The sequence below is a fragment of the Dickeya chrysanthemi NCPPB 402 genome (assembly GCF_000406105.1).
GTDB lineage: Bacteria > Pseudomonadota > Gammaproteobacteria > Enterobacterales > Enterobacteriaceae > Dickeya > Dickeya chrysanthemi.
This window is the reverse complement of the sequence record NZ_CM001974.1, coordinates 640,960-661,058: the sequence shown is the minus strand read 5'-3', so window position 1 is coordinate 661,058 and position 20,099 is coordinate 640,960. Positions and strand designations below refer to the sequence as shown.

At 55.5% G+C, this 20,099-nt stretch carries 18 protein-coding genes; 2 read left to right on the top strand and 16 right to left on the bottom strand.

What is annotated here, in order from left to right:
- Positions 1 to 7: 7 nt before the first annotated feature.
- From ftsA to mraZ, 13 genes are all read right to left on the bottom strand, one after another.
- Entirely contained in the window at positions 8 to 1,264 is a 1,257-nt protein-coding gene (gene ftsA, locus DCH402_RS03040) for a cell division protein FtsA (RefSeq protein ID WP_012768377.1), read from the bottom strand.
- The gene (gene ftsQ / locus DCH402_RS03035; protein ID WP_039999614.1) at positions 1,261 to 2,115 is read right to left on the bottom strand and encodes a cell division protein FtsQ; all 855 of its coding nucleotides are present in this window, start codon (positions 2,113 to 2,115) and stop codon (positions 1,261 to 1,263) included. Before ftsQ ends, ftsA begins: the two co-directional genes overlap by 4 nt.
- Before the next feature lie 161 nt (positions 2,116 to 2,276).
- On the bottom strand, positions 2,277 to 3,737 hold the full coding sequence (gene murC / locus DCH402_RS03030; RefSeq protein WP_039999613.1) for a UDP-N-acetylmuramate--L-alanine ligase: 1,461 nt from the start codon (positions 3,735 to 3,737) through the stop codon (positions 2,277 to 2,279).
- 51 nt (positions 3,738 to 3,788) lie between these two features.
- Entirely contained in the window at positions 3,789 to 4,880 is a 1,092-nt protein-coding gene (murG, locus tag DCH402_RS03025; RefSeq protein ID WP_039999612.1) for an undecaprenyldiphospho-muramoylpentapeptide beta-N-acetylglucosaminyltransferase, read from the bottom strand.
- Positions 4,877 to 6,079, bottom strand: a complete 1,203-nt coding sequence (gene ftsW, locus DCH402_RS03020) for a cell division protein FtsW (RefSeq protein ID WP_039999611.1) — start codon at positions 6,077 to 6,079, stop codon at positions 4,877 to 4,879. Before ftsW ends, murG begins: the two co-directional genes overlap by 4 nt.
- Positions 6,079 to 7,392, bottom strand: coding sequence for a UDP-N-acetylmuramoyl-L-alanine--D-glutamate ligase (gene murD / locus DCH402_RS03015; RefSeq protein ID WP_039999610.1), 1,314 nt, complete (start codon positions 7,390 to 7,392; stop codon positions 6,079 to 6,081). The genes ftsW and murD overlap by 1 nt, the downstream gene beginning before the upstream one ends.
- Before the next feature lie 2 nt (positions 7,393 to 7,394).
- Complete coding sequence (mraY, locus tag DCH402_RS03010; RefSeq protein ID WP_012768370.1) at positions 7,395 to 8,477, bottom strand: phospho-N-acetylmuramoyl-pentapeptide-transferase; 1,083 nt, start codon at positions 8,475 to 8,477, stop codon at positions 7,395 to 7,397.
- Entirely contained in the window at positions 8,471 to 9,832 is a 1,362-nt protein-coding gene (gene murF, locus DCH402_RS03005; protein ID WP_039999608.1) for a UDP-N-acetylmuramoyl-tripeptide--D-alanyl-D-alanine ligase, read from the bottom strand. The genes mraY and murF overlap by 7 nt, the downstream gene beginning before the upstream one ends.
- The gene (gene murE, locus DCH402_RS03000; RefSeq protein ID WP_039999607.1) at positions 9,829 to 11,313 is read right to left on the bottom strand and encodes a UDP-N-acetylmuramoyl-L-alanyl-D-glutamate--2,6-diaminopimelate ligase; all 1,485 of its coding nucleotides are present in this window, start codon (positions 11,311 to 11,313) and stop codon (positions 9,829 to 9,831) included. The genes murF and murE overlap by 4 nt, the downstream gene beginning before the upstream one ends.
- The gene (locus DCH402_RS02995; protein WP_039999606.1) at positions 11,300 to 13,063 is read right to left on the bottom strand and encodes a peptidoglycan glycosyltransferase FtsI; all 1,764 of its coding nucleotides are present in this window, start codon (positions 13,061 to 13,063) and stop codon (positions 11,300 to 11,302) included. Before DCH402_RS02995 ends, murE begins: the two co-directional genes overlap by 14 nt.
- Before the next feature lie 22 nt (positions 13,064 to 13,085).
- On the bottom strand, positions 13,086 to 13,409 hold the full coding sequence (gene ftsL, locus DCH402_RS02990) for a cell division protein FtsL (protein WP_039999605.1): 324 nt from the start codon (positions 13,407 to 13,409) through the stop codon (positions 13,086 to 13,088).
- Complete coding sequence (gene rsmH, locus DCH402_RS02985; RefSeq protein ID WP_039999604.1) at positions 13,406 to 14,347, bottom strand: 16S rRNA (cytosine(1402)-N(4))-methyltransferase RsmH; 942 nt, start codon at positions 14,345 to 14,347, stop codon at positions 13,406 to 13,408. Before rsmH ends, ftsL begins: the two co-directional genes overlap by 4 nt.
- 2 nt (positions 14,348 to 14,349) lie before the next feature.
- Positions 14,350 to 14,808: a division/cell wall cluster transcriptional repressor MraZ gene (gene mraZ, locus DCH402_RS02980; RefSeq protein ID WP_012768364.1), complete on the bottom strand. Its 459-nt coding sequence runs from the start codon at positions 14,806 to 14,808 to the stop codon at positions 14,350 to 14,352.
- Between the two features lie 210 nt (positions 14,809 to 15,018).
- Here mraZ and DCH402_RS02975 point away from each other — a divergent pair, with 210 nt between their 5' ends.
- Entirely contained in the window at positions 15,019 to 15,234 is a 216-nt protein-coding gene (locus DCH402_RS02975) for a hypothetical protein (protein ID WP_039999603.1), read from the top strand.
- Between the two features lie 441 nt (positions 15,235 to 15,675).
- A complete protein-coding gene (locus DCH402_RS02970) occupies positions 15,676 to 16,137 on the top strand; it encodes an L-alanine exporter AlaE (protein WP_040003326.1) in 462 nt (153 codons plus the stop codon).
- Positions 16,138 to 16,252: 115 nt separating this feature from the next.
- Here the strand turns inward: DCH402_RS02970 and cra are convergent, their stop codons facing one another.
- From cra to ilvI, 3 genes are all read right to left on the bottom strand, one after another.
- Entirely contained in the window at positions 16,253 to 17,257 is a 1,005-nt protein-coding gene (cra, locus tag DCH402_RS02965) for a catabolite repressor/activator (RefSeq protein WP_039999602.1), read from the bottom strand.
- Positions 17,258 to 17,500: 243 nt separating this feature from the next.
- Positions 17,501 to 17,992: an acetolactate synthase small subunit gene (gene ilvN, locus DCH402_RS02960; protein ID WP_013319477.1), complete on the bottom strand. Its 492-nt coding sequence runs from the start codon at positions 17,990 to 17,992 to the stop codon at positions 17,501 to 17,503.
- 2 nt (positions 17,993 to 17,994) lie between these two features.
- Positions 17,995 to 19,716 (bottom strand): acetolactate synthase 3 large subunit, encoded by a 1,722-nt coding sequence (ilvI, locus tag DCH402_RS02955; protein ID WP_039999601.1) that lies wholly within the window; start codon positions 19,714 to 19,716, stop codon positions 17,995 to 17,997.
- Between the last annotated feature and the right edge of the window lie 383 nt (positions 19,717 to 20,099).

Genomic DNA, 20,099 nt, shown 5'->3' with positions numbered 1-20,099 from the left:
ATAACCGTCAAAATTCTTTTCTCAGCCAGCTATTCAGGCGTTTAAACCAGTTGCTGACCGAAGTCCGTTTCTCAACCTCGTGTTCGCCACTCAGATGAGACTCTTTTCCGTAGTGCAGCAGCCCCACCGCTGTCGAGTAATAGGGCTCCTGCGCATAATCCGTTAATCCGGTGATATTCAGCGGCTGACCAATACGCACCTGTGTATGGAACACACGTTGCGCGCAGGCCGCCAGGCCGTCAATTTGCGCCGCACCACCGGTCAGCACGATGCCGGCCGCCAGATGATGTTTTACGCCTTGCTGACGAAGTTGCTCTTGTAGCTGCAACAACTCGTCATTCACCAGATTCAATAACTCGGTATAACGAGGTTCAATCACCTCCGCCAAAGTCTGACGCTGTAGACTACGCGGCGGGCGCCCGCCGACGCTCGGTACTTCCACGGTTTCGTCCTTGCTGACGATAGAACCGAGCGCGCAACCGTAACGCACCTTGATTGCTTCAGCATCCGTCGGCGGCGTGCCGAACGCATAGGCTATATCGCTGGTGACAACGTTGCCAGCATAAGGAATCACTTTTGTGTGGCGCAGCGCGCCGCCGGTATATACCGCCATATCCATGGTGCCGCCGCCGATATCCACCACGCATACGCCCAGTTCACGTTCGTCTTCGGTCAGCACCGCATAGCTGGATGCCAGCCCGGCGAAAATCAGTTGATCAACTTTAAGGCCGCAACGCTCCACTGCCTTAACAATGTTCTTCGCCATATCATTATGACAGGTGATCAGGTGCACCTTGGCCTGCATCCGAACGCCGGAGAGACCGACCGGGTTTTTAATCCCTTCCTGATAATCAATGGCATATTCCTGCGGGATAACATGCAGAATACGGTGCTCATCACGAACCCGGACAGATTTAGCCGTATGCACCACGCTTTCTACATCATCCTGCGTAACTTCTTCTTCGGATATAGGCACCATGCCAATCTCGTTCTGGCAGCTGATATGCTTGCCGGACAGCGCCAGATACACGGAAGAGATCTGGCAATCAGCCATCAGTTCCGCCTGATCGATGGCGCGCTGCACGCATTTCACCACCGATTCCAGATCGTTGACGCCGCCTTTATCCATGCCCCGTGACGGGCAACTTCCCACACCGATGATATTGATCATGCCATCAGGCAGAACTTCACCGACCAGTGCAGCGACTTTTGCTGTACCGATTTCCAGCCCAACTACCAGTTTTCTGTCCGTCGACTTGATCATTGCTGTTTAGCCTGTGCCTGATTCTGTTGCTGATTACCGTTCTTTTGCTGATCAATGTCTTTTTGCTGATCAATAAATGCCGGGCTCCAACCTACTGCAGCGCCGGTGTCATACCGTAAATCCACATAATCAATCCGCTTGTTTTCATTTTGAGCCTGCCGCTGCAGCAAAGGGTAAAGCTCCAGAAAACGCGCCAGACGACGATTTCGGTCATCACGCCCCAATTCAAGGCGAATATCATCGTCCAAACCAACCTGCCATGAGTGACGCGCGGTCATCGCCACCATCTTCACCGCAAACTTTCCTGCCGCGAGCGTCTGGCTTATCTCGCGATATCCCTCCAGCACATCCTCCTCACTCCCTTCGGGACCGTATAGCATCGGCATCTTTTTATTACCGATACGTTCGGCCGGCACGCTAAACGCGTTTCCCTCACTGTCTACCATAAGCTGGTCATTCCAGCGCGCAAAGGGAGCAAATTCAACCAGATGAATCTTTAATTCATCCGGCCACTGCTTACGTACGCTGGCCTGTTTTATCCAGGGCACACGTTCTATCTGCTGCTGGATGACATTCACGTCCTGGGTCATAAACGTACCTGGCGACCCGAGCGACAAAATCGCCTGACGAATATCATCATTGGTGGTGTAGTGCCGCTCTCCGGTCACCACCAATTTGGACAGCGGCAAACGGCTGGCATCTTTCATCCACCCCAACACCATCCAGCTTCCCCACAAGATAGTGCCGGCCACCATCAGCAGGAAAAAGATGCCCGCCAACTGGCCGCCATTACTGCGTCGCGCGCCTTTTTCCTGCTCACGTCCGCGTGTATTCAACGCCGCCTGCGACATACTAATTCGCTAACGCCACAACAGGTACGCGGCGGTCCCCGTTGTCTGCCATGACTGAGCACGAAATGTCGACGCAACCAGCCTCAACCGGCCATAGGCCGGTTTCGTAGCAGTCAGCGGCGCGTTTCGTCATTACCATCACTAACTCAGTCATCCTGTTCTCAGTCTTTGGCCGCTGCCTGCAGGCGATTTTCCGCCAGCCGACGAGCCAGTTTGCCAATGTTGCCGGCGCCCTGAACCAGCACCAGATCATCGCCCTGCAGCGCTTGTGCCAGCAGTTCAGGCAGCGTCTCCACATCCGGCACCATAATCGGGTCGATTTTGCCGCGACCACGAATAGTGCGACACAACGACCGGCTATCTGCGCCGGGAATCGGCGCTTCGCCAGCCGGATACACATCCAGCATCAGCAGCACATCCACTTGCGACAGCACGTGCGCAAAATCATCGTACAGATCCCGCGTACGGGTATAACGGTGCGGCTGAAAAATCATCACCAGACGTTTATCCGGCCAGCCGGCACGCGCCGCTTTAATGGTGGCGTCCACTTCCGTCGGGTGATGGCCGTAATCGTCCACCAGCATGGCGCTGCCACTTTTACCGTTCACCGGCTGCAACGGGAATTCGCCCAGAAAATCGAACCGCCGTCCCGTCCCCTGAAAACGCGCCAGCGCCCGCAGAATAGCCTCGTCGTCGATGCCTTGTTCCGTTGCCACGGCAACTGCAGCAGCGGCATTAAGCGCGTTATGGCGCCCCGGTGCATTCAGCGTTACATTCAGCAGCGGTTTACCCTGACGAGCCAACGTAAACAGTCCCTGAGCACCGACTTGCCGGTAGTCGGCAACCCGTACATCCGCATCGTCGCTAAAACCGTAAGTCGTAATGTGGCGCCCGACTTTCGGCAACAGCTCCCGAATCACCGCATCGTCAAGGCACATCACCGCATGACCGTAAAACGGCAGGTTGTGCAGGAAATTGATGAACGTCTGCTTGAGGTTCTCAAAATCGCCCTGATAGGTATCCATGTGGTCAGCTTCGATGTTAGTCACAATGGCGACCATCGGCTGCAAATGCAGGAACGACGCATCACTCTCATCGGCCTCTGCAATCAGGTAACGGCTCGACCCTAAACGAGCGTGCGTTCCTGCCGCCTTAACCAGACCGCCATTGACAAACGTCGGGTCCAGCCCCGCTTCCGCGTAGATGCTGGTGACCATCGCGGTCGTCGTCGTCTTGCCGTGCGTCCCGGCAATGGCGATGCCATGACGAAAGCGCATCAATTCTGCCAGCATTTCTGCCCGGCGAATCACTGGAATACGGGCCTCATGTGCCGCGATAATCTCCGGGTTGTCCGCCGCAATAGCGCTGGACACCACCACCACGCTCGCCTCGCTCACATTTTCCGGACGATGGTGGAAATAGATTCGGGCCCCCAAATCAGTCAATTGCTGCGTCACGGCATTAGGCGCCAGATCGGAACCGCTGATTTCGTACCCTTCATTAGCCAGGACTTCGGCGATACCGCCCATGCCGGCACCGCCGATGCCGACAAAATGGATGTGCCGGACGCGGTGCATCTCGGGCACGATTGAACGCAGTTTCGCCAGTTCTTGAGTATTCACTATCTTCTATCGCAACCTACATCAATGCCGACAACGGTCGGCCATCATCAATTAATTCCGGACGGCCTGAGCCGACCGCTGCATCGCCGCTGCCGCTACTTCAGCCGCTACCCGCTCCGTCGCATCGGGGATCGCCACCGTTCGGGCTCTCTGCGCCATATCGCGTAACGTGGCCCTATCCCAGGCGGACAACACCACGCTTATCGCCTCTACGCTCAGAAAGGCCTGCTCGATAATCTTCGCAGCCCCCGCTTGTTCCAGTGGCAATGCATTCCAGTACTGCTGCCGATCCTTATGCTGGAACGGCACAAACAACGCTGGCAACCCGGCTGCGGCAATCTCGCTGACCGTCAGCGCGCCGGAACGGCACACCACCACATCAGCCCACGCATACGCCGCCGCCATGTCGTCGATAAACTCGGTGATCCGGTGCTGAGGCTCGCCCGCTTTCTCATAAGCCGCCTGCACCTCCGCCTGTGCGCCTTTACCGGTTTGATGCCAAATGGTAACCGCATCATGTAATCGCGCCGCGACACCAGGCAGGGTTTGATTCAGCACTCGAGCTCCCTGGCTTCCACCAACGACTAGCACCCGCACCGGACCGCTGCGCTCAGCCAGCCGCTCTGTTGGGGAAGGCAGCGCCAGCACATCGCTACGCACCGGATTTCCCACCACATCCGCATCAGGAAAAGCGCCGGGAAATGCCTGTAATACTTTTTTGGCAATGCGCGACAACCAGCGGTTAGTCAATCCGGCTATCCCGTTTTGCTCATGCAGAACAACCGGGATACCACATAACCAGGCCGCCAGACCGCCGGGGCCGGACACATAACCGCCCATGCCCAACACTACATCCGGCTGATAACGACGCATAATCGCCTGCGCCTGCCGTACCGCCAGGAAGATACGCACCGGTGCCAGTAACAACGCTTTCAATCCCTTGCCGCGCAGACCGGAAATGCGAATAAAATCGATGTCGATGCCGTGTTTCGGCACCAAATCCGCTTCCATCCGGTCCGCCGTGCCCAGCCAGCGCACCTGCCAGCCTTGCGCCATCAGATGATGCGCAACCGCCAGACCGGGGAACACATGCCCGCCGGTGCCGCCAGCCATCACCATCAAACGCTTGCCTTCGCCACTCATCGGGCACCTCTCGTAAACGCCTGCGCTTTGGTCAGGCGCGTTTCATAATCAATTCGCAACAACAACACAATGGCCGTCGACATAATCAGCAAACTGGAACCGCCGTAACTGATCAGCGGCAATGTCAGCCCTTTGGTAGGCAACATGCCGGCGGCGGCACCAACGTTCACTAACGTCTGAAAACTGAACCAGATACCGATGGAGCAAGCCAAAAAGCCTGAAAAACGCTGATCGATTTCCAGCGCCCGCCGTCCGATCGACATCGCCCGAAAAGCGACGAAGAATATCATTAACAACGCCAGAACCACACCGATATAGCCCAGCTCTTCCCCCAAAATGGAGAAGATAAAGTCGGTATGTGCTTCCGGCAGATACTCCAGCTTCTGGATGGAATTGCCGAGTCCTTGCCCCCACAATTCACCGCGACCAAACGCCATCAACGATTGCGTCAACTGATAGCCGCTGCCGAACGGGTCGTCCCACGGATTCCAGAACGAGGTGACGCGGCGCACGCGGTACGGCTCCGCAACAATCAACAGCCCGACGGCGAAGATGCCACAGCCGATGATCGCCAGGAATTGCCACAGTTTTGCCCCGGCCAGAAACAACATCGCCAACGTCGTAATAAACAAAACGACCACGGTACCGAGGTCCGGTTGAGCCAGCAGCAGTACCGCCAACACCACCATGACGCCCATCGGCTTGCAGAATCCCCAGAAATTGTTCCGCACCTCATCCACTTTGCGCACCATGTAGCTGGAGAGGTAGCAGAACAACGACAACTTCGATAACTCGGCCGGCTGAATACGCAACGGCCCAAGGGAAATCCAGCGTGAAGCCCCGTTTACCGAGCTACCCACCGCCAGCACAATCAGCAGCATCACCAGAGATACCAGCAGCAAGACCACGCTGTAACGCTGCCAGACTTCCATCGGCACCCGCGTGGTCACCAGCGACAAACCGAACGCCAGCCCGAGATACAGCGCGTCGCGCTTAGCGAACAGAAACGGGTCGCCGGCCAACCGCTGCCCAACCGGCATCGACGCCGAGGTCACCATGACAAAGCCGATCACCGCCAGCCCCAGGGTCAGCCATAGCAACGTCCGGTCGTACAGCACGGTGCTGAGGCCATCGCTTTCGCGCGTCCCCATCACCCAGCTTTTCAGACGTTCGACCACGCCGGCCCCGATAACACGCATTATCCCAGTTCCTCCGCCAGACGAGCGAACTCGTCGCCGCGCTGTTCAAAGCTGCGGAACTGATCAAGACTGGCGCAAGCCGGCGACAACAACACCATATCGCCGGGCTGAATACGACCGGCGATGAGCGTCATCGCCTGCTCCATGGTATCGGTCCGTTCAGCGATGTCCGGGCGCAACGCCGCCAGTTGTCCACCGTCCCGGCCAAAGCAATACAGCCGGATACGGTCGCCTTGCAGATAACGCAGCAGCGGTGAGAAATCCGCCGATTTTCCGTCGCCGCCCAACAGCAAATGCAACAAGCCATCGACGTGCAACCCGCTCAACGCCGCTTCGGTGCTGCCAACGTTGGTCGCCTTGGAGTCATTAACCCAGCGCACACCGTTACGCTCCAGCGCCAGTTGGAAACGATGCGGCAGACCGGTAAACGTGGTCAGCGCAATCAACGCCGATGGCCGGGGAATACCCACTGCATCCGCCAGCGCCAGCGCCGCCAGCGCATTGGTGTAGTTATGCTGACCGACCAGTTTGATTTCTCGGGTATTCAGTACCCGTTCGCCTTTCACACGCAGCCAGGTTTCCCCCTGCTGCCGATTCAGATGATAATCGCCCACATCCACGCCGAAACTCAGACAGCGGTCATCAGCGCCGCGCACCGGCATCGTCAGGGCGTCGTCCGCATTGACAATACAAACCTTGGCGTTTTCATAAATACGCAGCTTGGCGGCGCGATATTGCTGCAACCCCAACGGGTAGCGGTTGGTATGATCCTCGGTAACGTTGAGAATCGTGGCAGCCGCAGCATGCAAACTGTAGGTGGTTTCCAGTTGAAAACTCGATAACTCCAGCACATACAACCGGCTTTCTTGCTTGAGCAATTCCAGCGCCGGCACGCCGATGTTGCCGCCCACGCCGACGGCCCATCCAGCGGCACGCGCCATTTCGCCCACCAGCGTAGTCACCGTGCTTTTGCCGTTGGAGCCGGTAATCGCGACAATCGGTGCCTGCGCTTCACGGCAGAACAGTTCGATATCGCCGATAATCTCGATGCCGGCCGCCGCCGCGTCGCACAACACCGGTGTCGCCAGTGCGATGCCTGGGCTGGCGATAATCAAATCGGCGGACAGCAACCACTCTTCATTTAGGCTGCCAAGATGACGTTCAACGGACTCAGGCAATTTATCCTGGCCCGGCGGACTGATACGGGTATCCACCACGCGCGGCACCACCCCGCGTGCAAGGAAAAAATCAACACAGGAGAGCCCTGTCAGCCCTAACCCGATAATGACAACCTTTCTACCCTGATAGTCCATTTTTACCGCACCTTGAGCGTTACCAGACCGATGAGCATCAGCATCAGTGAAATAATCCAGAACCGCACGATCACCCGCGGCTCCGGCCACCCTTTCAGTTCATAGTGGTGGTGGATAGGCGCCATACGGAAAATCCGCTGGCCGCGCAGTTTGAAAGACCCCACCTGCAAAATCACCGACAGGGTTTCCACCACGAAGACCCCGCCCATGATCACCAGCAAAAACTCCTGACGCAGCAGTACGGCGATAGTGCCCAACGCGCCGCCCAGCGCCAGTGAACCGACATCGCCCATAAACACCTGCGCGGGATAGGTGTTGAACCACAAGAACCCGAGCCCGGCGCCGACAATCGCGGTACACACCACCACCAGTTCGCTGGCGTGCCGGATATACGGAATATGCAGATAGCTGGCAAAATTCATGTTGCCGGTCGCCCAGGCCACCAGCGCAAAACCGACCGCCACAAACACCGTCGGCATAATGGCCAGCCCATCCAGGCCATCGGTAAGGTTAACCGCGTTGCTGGTACCGACAATCACGAAATAGGCCAGCACGATATACATCACGCCCAATTGCGGCATGACATCTTTAAAAAACGGCACCACCAGTTGCGTCGCCGGCGTGTCTTTGCCAATCGCGTACATGGAAAACGCCACGGCCAGCGCCAGTACCGACTGCCAGAAATACTTCCAGCGGGCAATCAACCCACGGGTGTCTTTACGCACCACCTTGCGGTAGTCATCCACAAACCCGACGATGCCGTAACCCACCAACACCAGCAGTACGCACCAGACGTACGGATTAGCCAGATTGACCCACAACAGCACCGAAATAATGATCGACGCCAAAATCATCACGCCGCCCATGGTCGGCGTACCGCGCTTGCTGAAATGGGACTCCGGCCCTTCGTTACGTACCACCTGACCGATTTGCAGACGTTGCAGCCAGGCAATCAGGTGCGGCCCCATCCACAGAGAAATGATTAATGCCGTCAGCAGGCTGACAATGGCCCGAAACGTCAAATACGAAAAGACGTTAAAGCCGGAATAAAACTTGACCAGATGCTCGGCCAGCCAAACTAACATGTAGCATTCTCCTGTAATGCGCGTACTACCTGTTCCATCGCAGCGCTGCGTGAACCTTTAATCAACACGGTAATGGTATTATGTTGTGTTACCAGTGCCCGCAAACGGTCAATCAACGCCGTTTTATTATCAAAATGCTCGCCGGTGCCGCTGGTTTCGCCAATCAGCGCACTCAGCGAACCCACACTCAGAACCTTATCGATATTCGCCTTGCGCGCCGCTTCGCCCACCTGACGGTGACAGGCCTGCGCGTCTTGTCCCAGCTCAGCCATATCGCCCACGACCATGACCCGGTAACCCGGCATCTCTGCCAGCACGTGCACCGCCGCCGTCATTGAGCCGACATTGGCGTTGTAGCTGTCGTCCAACAACAATTTTCCCGGCGCCAGCGCAATCGGGAATAACCTCCCCGATACCGCCTGTAATTGCGCCAGGCCGGTTTTTACGGCTTCCGGCGTTGCGCCCACCGCCAGCGCCAACGCCGCCGCCGCCAGTGCGTTAGCAATATTGTGACGCCCCGGCAACGGCAAGGTCACCGGTATATCGCCCATCGGCGAATGCAGGACGAAATCCGTCCCCCGTTCGCTGATACGAATATCGCCAGCGTGAAAATCGACGCCGTCACGCTCCTGCGGGGAAAAACGCCACAGCGTTTTCCCTGCCAGCACCTCATGCCAGCGGGTCTCATCGTGGCTGTCCGCATTGATAATCGCCACGCCCTGAGCCGGCAAACCGCCAAAAATCTCGCCTTTGGCCTGCGCGACCCCTTCCAGCGAACCAAATCCTTCCAGATGCGCGGCGGCCAGGTTATTCACCAGCGCCGCTTCCGGTCGCACCATCGCCGTAGTGTAAGCAATCTCGCCAATATGGTTGGCACCCAGCTCAATCACGGCATAGTCATGCTCTGGAGTCAGACGGAACAGCGTCAACGGCACGCCGATGTCGTTGTTGAAGTTGCCGGCGGTGTACAGCACATTGCCGCACTGACGCAAAATGGATGCGGTCATTTCCTTGACGGATGTTTTTCCTGACGACCCCGTCAGCGCGACTACGCGCGCCTGACTTTGCTGCCGCACCCAGCCTGCCATCACGCCCAGCGCCAGACGCGTATCGTCTACCACCAATTGAGGCACTTCTATTGGTAAGTGCTTACTCACCAATAATGCGGCTGCCCCATAATTAACGGCATCAGCCGCGTAATCATGAGCGTCAAATTTTTCGCCACATAACGCGACGAACAAACACCCCGCCGTGAGTTTGCGGGTATCCGTAGATATATCACTGATAATCAGGTCTTTTCCCATCAGGCGGGCACCCAACACATCAGCTAACTGCCGCAGCGAGACGCGGATCATACGATAACCCCCAGCAAACGAGCGACCGTAATACGATCCGAATAATCCAACCGCTCATTTCCAACCAGCTGGTAGTCTTCATGCCCTTTACCGGCGACCAGCACCACATCGTCGGCCACCGCCTGCATCACGGCACTGGTAACGGCTTCCGCCCGACCGGCAATCACCTGTACCCGACCGGCATCCAGCAGCCCGCTCAGAATATCGGCCACAATCGCCTGCGGGTCTTCACTGCGCGGGTTGTCATCGGTCACGATCACCCGGTCCGCCAGTTGTTCTGCAATCGCCCCCATAAGTGGGCGCTTACCTCTGTCGCGATCACCGCCACAACCGAAGACGCACCATAGCGTTCCCCGGCAATGCAAACGTGCCGCCGCCAGGGCTTTTTCCAGCGCATCCGGCGTATGGGCGTAATCGACCACCACCGTTGGGCGCCCGTCGGCAAGAAAAACTTCCATTCGACCGCAGACCGGTTGCAGCGCAGAACCCGCTTCCACTAGCTGTTCCAGCGGGTATCCCAGCGACAACAACGTCGCCAGCGCCAGCAACAGGTTACTGACGTTAAATTCTCCCATCAGGCGGCTATTGATCGTACCGCCGCCCCAACTGGAGTCGAACGCAACAGTAAAACCGCTGTCGTGATAATCGATGCGTGTGACTTTGAGCCAGCGTGCACGGGCGCCGTCAATCTCACCGGTTACACTTACCGCCACCGCATCCGGCAATCTGCTTAACCAACGACGCCCCACCTCGTCATCAGCATTGATAATCTTCTGCCCCACCTGATGTTCGGCAAACAGCCGCCATTTGGCAGCCTCGTAATTCGCCATGTCGCCGTGGTAATCAAGATGATCGCGACTCAGGTTAGTAAAGACCGCGGCGGCAAACGACAATGCCTCTACGCGATGCTGCACCAGACCATGAGAAGACACTTCCATGGCGGCGAAATTAGCCCCTTGCGCGACCAGCTGGCTCAGAATCTGCTGAACATCCACCGCGGAGCCGGTCGTGTTTTCCGACGGCACGACATGCCCCAGCAACCCATTACCCACAGTCCCCATGACGGCGCTGGTTTTACCCAATGCCTGGCTCCACTGCGCCAGCAACTGGGTGGTGGTAGTTTTGCCGTTGGTGCCGGTGACGCCGACCAATTGCAACGAAGACGATGGTTGACGGTAAAAACGTCCGGCCAGCGCGGATAAACGCAAGTTCAAGTCATCAAGATAAATCACCGGCACACCGTGCATTTCGGTCAGGGTGCCATCGGGCGTGGCATCATCCGCCTGCGCGACAACCGCCGCGACGCCTTGCGCAATGGCCTGCGGAATATAGTGCCGCCCATCCGTTTTATGGCCGACTATCGCCACAAACAGATCCCCGGCAGCCGCCACGCGGCTGTCTAATGTCATTTCCCGCAGCGCGCGCTCTGGGGCATCTTTCACCCACGGAGCCAGGACATCGCGCAAGTTACGATCTGTCACCTGAACCCTCTTTTCTGTTGATTACAAACTCACTTTTTTCGCCCGTCTGCAACGCATCCGGTTCGATATTCATGGTGCGCAGAACACTCCCCATGATCGCCCCGAATACCGGCGCCGACACCGCACCACCATAGTATTTCCCCGCCTGAGGGTCATTAATCACCACTACCAGCGCAAAGCGCGGGTTACTGGCTGGCGCCACCCCAGCGGTATAAGCGATGTATTTATTGATATATTTGCCATCCGGGCCGACTTTTTTCGCCGTACCGGTTTTAATCGCGATGCGATAGCCTTTCACCGCCGCCTTGGTGCCGCCGCCGCCCGGCAACGCGACACTCTCCATCATATGCACCACGGTACGGACAATCTGTTCGGAAAAGACGCGCTCTCCCGGCACCGGCGGATCCACCTTGGTGATGGAAAGCGGGCGGTAAATACCGAAGCTACCGATGGTGGCGTAGACGCGCGCCAGTTGCAGCGGTGTGACCATCAGGCCATAGCCAAACGAGAAGGTAGCGCGTTCAATATCCGACCAACGCTGCCGATTCGGGTACAACCCCAGACTTTCCCCCACCAGCCCCAGATTGGTGGCTTTGCCCAGACCGAAACGGGAGTAAGTGTCCACCAACGCGGAAGCCGGCATCGCCAGCGCCAGATGCGATACGCCGACGTTACTGGATTTTTGCAGTACCCCGGTCAGGGTGAGTTCGCTGTAACGCGCCACGTCCTTGATCTCATGGCCGTTGATGTAATACGGCAATGTGTTGAGTACCGCATTTTCCTTGACCACATTGCGTTGCAGCGCCGTCATCACCACCATCGGTTTGACGGTGGAACCGGGCTCGAAAATGTCGGTAATCGCACGGTTACGGATCACATCGGTTGGCGTACCGGTCAGATTATTCGGGTTGTAGGAAGGGCTGCTGGCCATGGCCAGCACTTCACCGGTGTTCACATCGACCAGTACAGCAGTACCTGATTCAGCCTTATTGAACGCCACGGCGTTATTCAGTTCACGGTATACCAGCGCCTGCAGACGCTCATCGATACTGAGCATCAGGTTGTGCGCCGCCTGACTGTCCACCGAAGAAATATCTTCAATGACCCGCCCAAAACGGTCTTTGCGCACGGTACGCTCACCGGGACGGCCAGTCAGCCAGCGATCAAAACTTTTCTCAACACCTTCAATGCCCTGACCATCGATGTTGGTAAAACCAATCAGGTGTGAGGTGACCTGACCGGAAGGATAGTAACGACGGGACTCCTGACGCAGGTTGATACCCGGCAGCTTCAGCTTATGGATGTATTCGCCGATCGCCGGGTTCACCTGACGAGCGAGATAGACAAAACGGCCGTTCGGGTTAGCGTTCACTTTAGCGGCAATCTGATCCAGCGGGATTTCCAGCGCATCCGACAACGCCTTCCAGCGCGTATCCAGCGAGATACCGCCATGATCATTGACGTCTTTCGGATCGGCCCAAACGGCGTTGACCGGCACGCTGACGGCCAGTGGGCGCCCGGCGCGATCGCTGATCATGCCGCGGGCAGTGGGAATTTCCTGCACGCGCAGGGAACGCATATCACCTTCACGCACCAGCTTGTCGGGCGCGATCACCTGCAGGTAGGCCGCACGCAGCATCAACCCGACCATGCACAACAAAATACCGCCGCAAAGCAACGCAAAACGCCAGCTGACGAAGCTGGCATGTTCTTCCTGACGTTTCAGTTTTCCCGGTCGCGCTGCTTTCATAATTTAGGCGATACCTGTCAATTCATTGTTGTTTAACCACAATATTTTCTTGTGAAGGATCTACATGCACCATATGCAGTTTCTCGGTGGCGATCTGCTCGACGCGGCTATGATCGCCCAAGGCGTTTTCTTCCAGAATCAGGTTGCGCCACTCGATATCCAGCGCATCGCGCTCCAGCAACAGCCGCTCGCGCTCAGCCGTCAGCAGGCGCGTACGGTGTGCCGTGGTCACCACCATGATGGCGGACACCAATACCGCTATCAGCAGCAACAAAGGCAACTTGCCATGGCGCAACAAATCTTCGCCGATGACACCGCCCAACGAATGGCGCTCGTTGCCGATCACGACGGCAACCGCTCGGCAAAGCGCAGCACCGAACTACGTGCCCGCGGGTTATCCGCCACTTCATCATCAGGCGGCATCATTTTACCGACCGATTTCAGCGTCGGGCCGCCCTGGCTGCGCAGTTGCGCTTCCGTCAACGGCAAACCGGCAGGCACCTGCGGCCCCCGGCTATGCTGGCGAATAAAACGCTTCACAATCCGGTCTTCCAGCGAGTGGAAGCTGATCACCGACAGTCGACCTCCCGGCGCCAGTACCTTTAACGCACCATCCAGCGCCCGCTCGATCTCTTCCAGTTCACTGTTGACATAGATACGGATGGCCTGAAATGACCGGGTCGCCGGGTGCTTGTGTTTCTCGCGAATCGGACTGGCGGCGGCAATCAGTTCCGCCAGCGCTTTGGTGCGGGTCAGCGGGTCGATGCGGTTGCGCTCCACAATCGCGCGAGCGATACGTTTAGCAAAACGCTCTTCGCCAAATGTCTTCAGCACCCAGGCAATATCGTCTGCTTCAGCTTTCATCAGCCATTCGGCGGCGGACTGGCCTCGCGTCGGGTCCATACGCATGTCCAGCGGACCGTCGCGCATGAAGGAAAACCCCCGCTCAGGATCGTCAAGCTGAGGCGAAGAAACCCCCAAATCCAGCAAAATACCGTCGATTTTGCCGGTTAGCCCCCGCGCCTCGACGTACTCAGCCAGTTCGGAAAATGGTCCGTGAATAATAGAAAAACGTGCATCATCAATGGTATTGGCAACTTCAACCGCCTGAGGATCGCGATCGATAGCTAACAAACGGCCTTCCGGCCCAAGATGGGACAGAATAAGACGGGAATGGCCGCCACGGCCAAATGTACCGTCAATATAGATACCGTTGCTGCGAATGCTCAGGCCGTTAACCGCCTCATCCAGCAACACGGTAGTGTGTTTAAACGTTTCTGCCATGACTATAGTGATAAGTCCTGCAGCCGCTCAGATAAGGGTTCCTGAGTTGACTGCTCAGCGTCAATATCTTCCTTGACTTGTCGATACCAGGTCTGTTCATCCCACAGTTCAAACTTGTTGAACTGCCCAACCAGCATCACTTCTTTCGTAAGACCCGCATGCTGCCGCAGCGTAGATGCAATCAGTATCCTTCCGGCGTTATCCATCTGGCATTCGCTGGCATGCCCAAGCAACAAGCGCTGAACGCGGCGTTCAGCAGGGTTCATACTCGACAGGCGAGAAAGTTTCTGTTCGATAATTTCCCATTCGGGTAGCAGGTAAAGCAGCAGGCAGGGCTGATGCAGGTCAATGGTGCATACCATTTGCCCTTGCGCTTCCTCGTTCAGTAAGTCCCGATAACGGGTAGGAACGGCAAGCCGCCCTTTACTATCGAGGTTGACCAGTGTCGCCCCACGAAACATGACAGTATTTAACCCTTCATGACCCTTTTTACCACTTTGCCCCACAAATCCCCACTATATGAGAGTTTACGGAGGGGATGAAAAGCTTGTCAAGCCAGCACGGATGCGCCCGGGCATTATTTCCAGCGGAATCAGAGAGTGAAAAAACCGCAAAAAAATCGCCTCGAAAAAATAATGCGGATTAACGCTGTGATTATTTAAGGAAAATTAATGGCTTTCAGGAAGACACATAAAGATATAGGATTTTTCATACGCAGCAATATTATTTTGCCTGTCACAGTTCGATACGTATTTCTTAAATCCCCTCACGCCGTCGAAATATTTTTATTGGCTGATTTTCAAGCATTTTTAAAAACAATCCTTCCTGGCGGCACAACGTACGACGGGAAAAATGAAATTATTGAAGCCGTAACCTCATTTTTTTGACCTAAACCACACTGTCAGTTACTTCAACTCAGATTATCTATTCATAGTTGAAACATTAACCCGCTGTTTCACCGCCGACAGACAGAATAACTGGTTTTATTTCCAGTATCATTCACATTCACTTGCACTTTACCGTTCAGTAACCTTTTCGCTGCAATCCCCACGTTTTTCAGCCTGTTTTGTCCTCCCTCGCCTCAAAAAAACTAATCATTTGTTTTATATAGAAATAAATACAGGACTCATGATAAACAAATGAAAAAGATGATTTGCGACCATAAAGTTGCGTTACCGAACAAAAAACGAACAAAAATAAGTTTTTTCAGCTAGTTAAAATATAATAAACAGTTATGTAAACTACAAATAAACTAATAAAGCAAAACTAAACACCAATAAATCACGCCAACCATGGCGTTATTGTCCATCACCATGGAGCCATACGATATGTTTTCTCCTCTCTCCCGCATGCGTGGCATCGTTGCCGATACCGTTGCCATGGTGGTGTATTGCTTCCTGACCGGCATGGCGATTGAAATCGTGTTGTCAGATATAAGCTTTCAGCAATCGCTCTCTTCACGCTTGCTGTCGATTCCGGTCAATATTGTCATTGCCTGGCCTTACGGCCTTTATCGGGATCGTATCGTCGCGCTGGCATTACGCCTGAACGCGGATTCTCGTTGGGGGAAAAATATAGCGGACCTGTTTGCCTACGTGAGTTTTCAATCACCGGTTTATGTCGCTATTTTACTGACGATTGGCGCTGAGCCATCACAAATCCTGAAAGCCGTTGCCAGTAATGCGGTCATATCCATGGTGATGGGAATCGCCTATGGCTATTTTCTGGAATATTGTCGTCGGCTGTTCCGGGTCAGTGTTTCACCTCGTCCGCAAATTGTCAGCCATTAATCCTGCTCAATAAACGGTCGTAGGCATAATATTAAATAAATAAAAAATCAGGGAAAAATAAGAATTATCTCATGCGGCGTGGAATAAAAATTACTCCAACGCCGCATGATATCGATCAACAACGGCTCAGAAAACCGCGACGGTAGAGATTACGGCGAATGCGATATAAGCCCGGCTTCGGCTTACGCGGTTCATCCAGGCTGGCCAACACCAGTTCCAGCACCCGCTCCGCCACCTCACGATGACGTTGCGCCACCGCCAGCACCTGACATTCCAGAAAATCCAGCAACTCATTATCGCCGAATGTGGCGATCGCCAAATTATTCGGCAACCGCCCGCTCTGTTTGAGCGTCACGTCCATCACCCCTTGCAACAGCGGAAAAGAGGTCGTAAACAACGCTTGCGGCATCGGATGATGTTTCAGGTGTTCTTCAAATACTGCCGCCGCCGCACTGCGTTCATAGCTGTTGGCATAGATATAATTCACCTGACGCGGATCATCAGCCCAGGCGCGTCGGAATCCCTGCTCACGCAGAAAGCTGACGGACAGTTCCGGTAGCGCACCAAGATACATGACCGATTCAGCAGGCACCTTGCGCAACTCCTGCGCCAGCATTTCCGCATCTTCCATGTCCGCCCCGACCACGCTGGTGAAATGCTCACGATCCAACGCACGATCGAGCGCGATCACCGGCAACGGATCATTGGCCCAACGCTGATAGAATGGGTGCTCCGGCGGCAATGCCGTCGAAACAATGATCGCATCCACCTGACGTTGCAACAGATGTTCGATGCAACGCATCTCATTATCCGGCTGATCTTCAGAGCAGGCGATCAACAACTGATAGCCGCGCTGACGAGCCTGACGCTCCAGATAATTGGCGATGCGGGTGTAACTGGTGTTTTCCAGATCCGGAATGACCAACCCGATGGAACGGGTACGCCCGGCACGCAGACCGGCTGCGACGGCGTTCGGATGGTAGTTGTGCTCCCTGACCACCGCCATCACTTTCTCAACGGTCTTATCGCTGACACGATATTGTTTCGCTTTACCGTTAATCACATAACTGGCCGTCGTACGCGAAACTCCAGCAAGACGCGCGATTTCATCCAGTTTCACTGGCAACCCCTTAATAAGCCGGACAAAAAACAAAGAATGGAAAGATAACCATGCAGTAACCGTGGATATGATACCGATCTAAGCGCAGAAAACACTGACGGGCAACCGCTTTTATTATTTACACCTGTCAGGATCAAAAAAGCCCGGCATCATGGCCGGGCTAGATATTATCATCAGAAAAGCAACTATTGCTGTATGAAAGTCAGCAAATCGTCAGACTATCGACTGTATTTCAGCAAAGCGTCAGCGCATCACGCGATCACCGCGCGAGACGCCCACGATGCCGGAGCGCGCCACTTCCACAATCTCGGCCACTTCCCGCACGCTATTGAGAAACGCATCCAGTTTTTCGCTGGTCCCCGCCAGTTGCACGGTGTAGAGCGATGCGGTGACATCGACTATCTGCCCGCGGAAGATTTCCGCACTGCGCTTGACCTCTTCCCGGCCATAGCCGGTGGCCTGCAATTTAACCAGCATCAGTTCACGCTCAACGTAAGCACCCTGACCCAGCTCGCTGACCCGCAGCACATCCACCAGCTTGTGCAGTTGCTTTTCAATCTGCTCCAGCACTTTCTCGTCGCCCACCGTCTGGATAGTCATCCGCGATAACGTCGGGTCGTCCGTAGGGGCGACGGTCAGGCTTTCAATGTTGTAACCACGTTGAGAAAACAGGCCAATCACGCGTGACAGAGCACCTGATTCGTTCTCCAGCAATACCGACAAAATACGACGCATGATCAGGTCCTCTCCGTTTTGCTTAGCCACATCTCATCCATTCCGCCGCCGCGGATCTGCATCGGGTAAACATGCTCGCTGCTATCCACCCGCACATCCACAAACACCAGACGATTTTTCTGCTCCAGCGCCGCTTTCAGCTTCGGCTCCAGCTCATCGGGGGTATCAATAGTGATGCCAACATGGCCGTAAGCTTCCGCCAGTTTGACGAAGTCCGGCAGAGATTCCATGTAAGAACTGGAGTGACGGCCGGAATAGATCATGTCCTGCCACTGTTTCACCATGCCAAGGAACCGGTTATTCAGGCTCACCACCACAATCGGCAGGTCATATTGCAGTGCGGTGGACAGCTCCTGAATGTTCATCTGGATACTGCCATCGCCGGTAACGCAAATCACCGTTTCTTCCGGCAACGCCAGCTTGATACCCAGCGCGGCAGGCAAGCCGAAGCCCATCGTCCCCAAACCGCCGGAGTTGACCCAACGGCGCGGCTGGTCAAACGGATAATACAGCGCGGCGAACATCTGGTGTTGCCCCACGTCGGACGCCACGTAAGCCTTGCCTTCCGTCAGGCGGTGCAGGGTTTCGATAACCGCCTGCGGTTTGATGGCGTCACCATCAGTGTTGTATTTCAGGCAATGACGGGAACGCCACTGCTCGATACGTAGCCACCAGTCGCGCATCGCGTCAAATTTCTGTTGTACCTCACCGCCTTGCGTCAGCAGCTCTAGCATCAGACTGAGTACCTGACGTGCATCGCCGACGATCGGAATATCCGCCGCCACCGTTTTAGAGATGGAGGCCGGGTCGATATCAATATGCAGAATAGTGGCGTTCGGACAGTACTTCGCGAGGTTATTGGTGGTTCGGTCGTCGAAACGTACCCCGACGGCGAAGATCACGTCGGCGTTATGCATCGCCATGTTCGCTTCGTAGGTGCCATGCATACCGAGCATACCCAGACTCTGGCGATGGGTCCCCGGAAAGCCGCCCAGCCCCATCAACGAGCTGGTCACCGGCAGATTGAGTTTTTCCGCCAGTTCGCGCAATTCCTGATGGCAATTGGCGTTAATCACCCCGCCGCCGCTGTAAATGACCGGGCGCTCAGCAGCCAGCAAGGTCTGCAACGCACGTTTAATTTGGCCTTTGTGCCCCTGCACCGTCGGGTTATAAGAACGCAGGCTGACCTGATCGGGATACGCATAGGGCAGCTTTTTAGCCGGGTTGAGGATATCTTTCGGCAAATCCACGACGACCGGACCAGGACGGCCGGTAGACGCCAGATAGAAGGCTTTTTTCAGTACGGTGGGAATGTCTTCGGTCTGCTTGACCAGATAACTGTGTTTCACCACCGGGCGGGAAATCCCCACCATGTCGCATTCCTGAAAGGCATCGTAACCAATCAGCGAAGTCGCAACCTGGCCGGAAATCACCACCAGCGGAATGGAATCCATATACGCGGTGGCGATACCGGTAATGGCGTTAGTCGCGCCCGGACCCGAGGTCACCAGTACCACACCCACTTCGCCGGTCGCTCTGGCGTAGCCGTCGGCCATATGTACCGCGCCCTGCTCGTGGCGCACCAGAATGTGTTCTATGCCGCCAACGGTGTGCAGTGCATCGTAAATATCCAGCACTGCGCCGCCCGGATAACCGAACACATGTTTTACGCCCTGATCGATCAGCGATCGAATCACCATCTCGGCGCCTGACAACATCTCCATGGGTTTGCCTCTTATTGTTCAGATAGCGAATTGTTCAGATAGCGAATCGCTTCTGCATTGACAGGGGAACACCCCGCGCTCATTAGACGATGTCCGGTGAATCAAGCAGGAGCAAGTTCGGGTTTTACTCGCACTCCAGCTCTTTCGCCGGACATCGCCCGGTTTTTTACATATAACTTATTAACATAACGCTAGATTATGAAGCAGGCAAACGCCGCGGCCGGGCAGGCCGTGACGCAATAATGGTAAATCAACTGTTAAAAGAGGAACGAAACAGATAAAACGCTGAGGAGTGACCACGTCGTTAAAAATTATCCCGCCGTGGTCAGGCATTACAGAGTGAAATATTGACGATAAAATTGTGGCTTAAAGCGTGCCGTCAC

What these genes read in the sequence shown, in the direction of transcription:
- murG (WP_039999612.1), bottom strand. Translation starts at nt 4,880, where the DNA reads ATGAGTGGCGAAGGCAAGCGTTTGATGGTGATGGCTGGCGGCACCGGC.
- ftsW (WP_039999611.1), bottom strand. Translation starts at nt 6,079, where the DNA reads ATGCGTGTTATCGGGGCCGGCGTGGTCGAACGTCTGAAAAGCTGGGTG.
- rsmH (WP_039999604.1), bottom strand. Translation starts at nt 14,347, where the DNA reads ATGGCAGAAACGTTTAAACACACTACCGTGTTGCTGGATGAGGCGGTT.
- mraZ (WP_012768364.1), bottom strand. Translation starts at nt 14,808, where the DNA reads ATGTTTCGTGGGGCGACACTGGTCAACCTCGATAGTAAAGGGCGGCTT.
- DCH402_RS02995 (WP_039999606.1), bottom strand. Translation starts at nt 13,063, where the DNA reads ATGAAAGCAGCGCGACCGGGAAAACTGAAACGTCAGGAAGAACATGCC.
- ilvN (WP_013319477.1), bottom strand. Translation starts at nt 17,992, where the DNA reads ATGCGTCGTATTTTGTCGGTATTGCTGGAGAACGAATCAGGTGCTCTG.
- mraY (WP_012768370.1), bottom strand. Translation starts at nt 8,477, where the DNA reads ATGTTAGTTTGGCTGGCCGAGCATCTGGTCAAGTTTTATTCCGGCTTT.
- ilvI (WP_039999601.1), bottom strand. Translation starts at nt 19,716, where the DNA reads ATGGAGATGTTGTCAGGCGCCGAGATGGTGATTCGATCGCTGATCGAT.
- ftsA (WP_012768377.1), bottom strand. Translation starts at nt 1,264, where the DNA reads ATGATCAAGTCGACGGACAGAAAACTGGTAGTTGGGCTGGAAATCGGT.
- ftsQ (WP_039999614.1), bottom strand. Translation starts at nt 2,115, where the DNA reads ATGTCGCAGGCGGCGTTGAATACACGCGGACGTGAGCAGGAAAAAGGC.
- murD (WP_039999610.1), bottom strand. Translation starts at nt 7,392, where the DNA reads ATGGACTATCAGGGTAGAAAGGTTGTCATTATCGGGTTAGGGCTGACA.
- DCH402_RS02970 (WP_040003326.1), top strand. Translation starts at nt 15,676, where the DNA reads ATGTTTTCTCCTCTCTCCCGCATGCGTGGCATCGTTGCCGATACCGTT.
- murF (WP_039999608.1), bottom strand. Translation starts at nt 9,832, where the DNA reads ATGATCCGCGTCTCGCTGCGGCAGTTAGCTGATGTGTTGGGTGCCCGC.
- DCH402_RS02975 (WP_039999603.1), top strand. Translation starts at nt 15,019, where the DNA reads ATGGCTTTCAGGAAGACACATAAAGATATAGGATTTTTCATACGCAGC.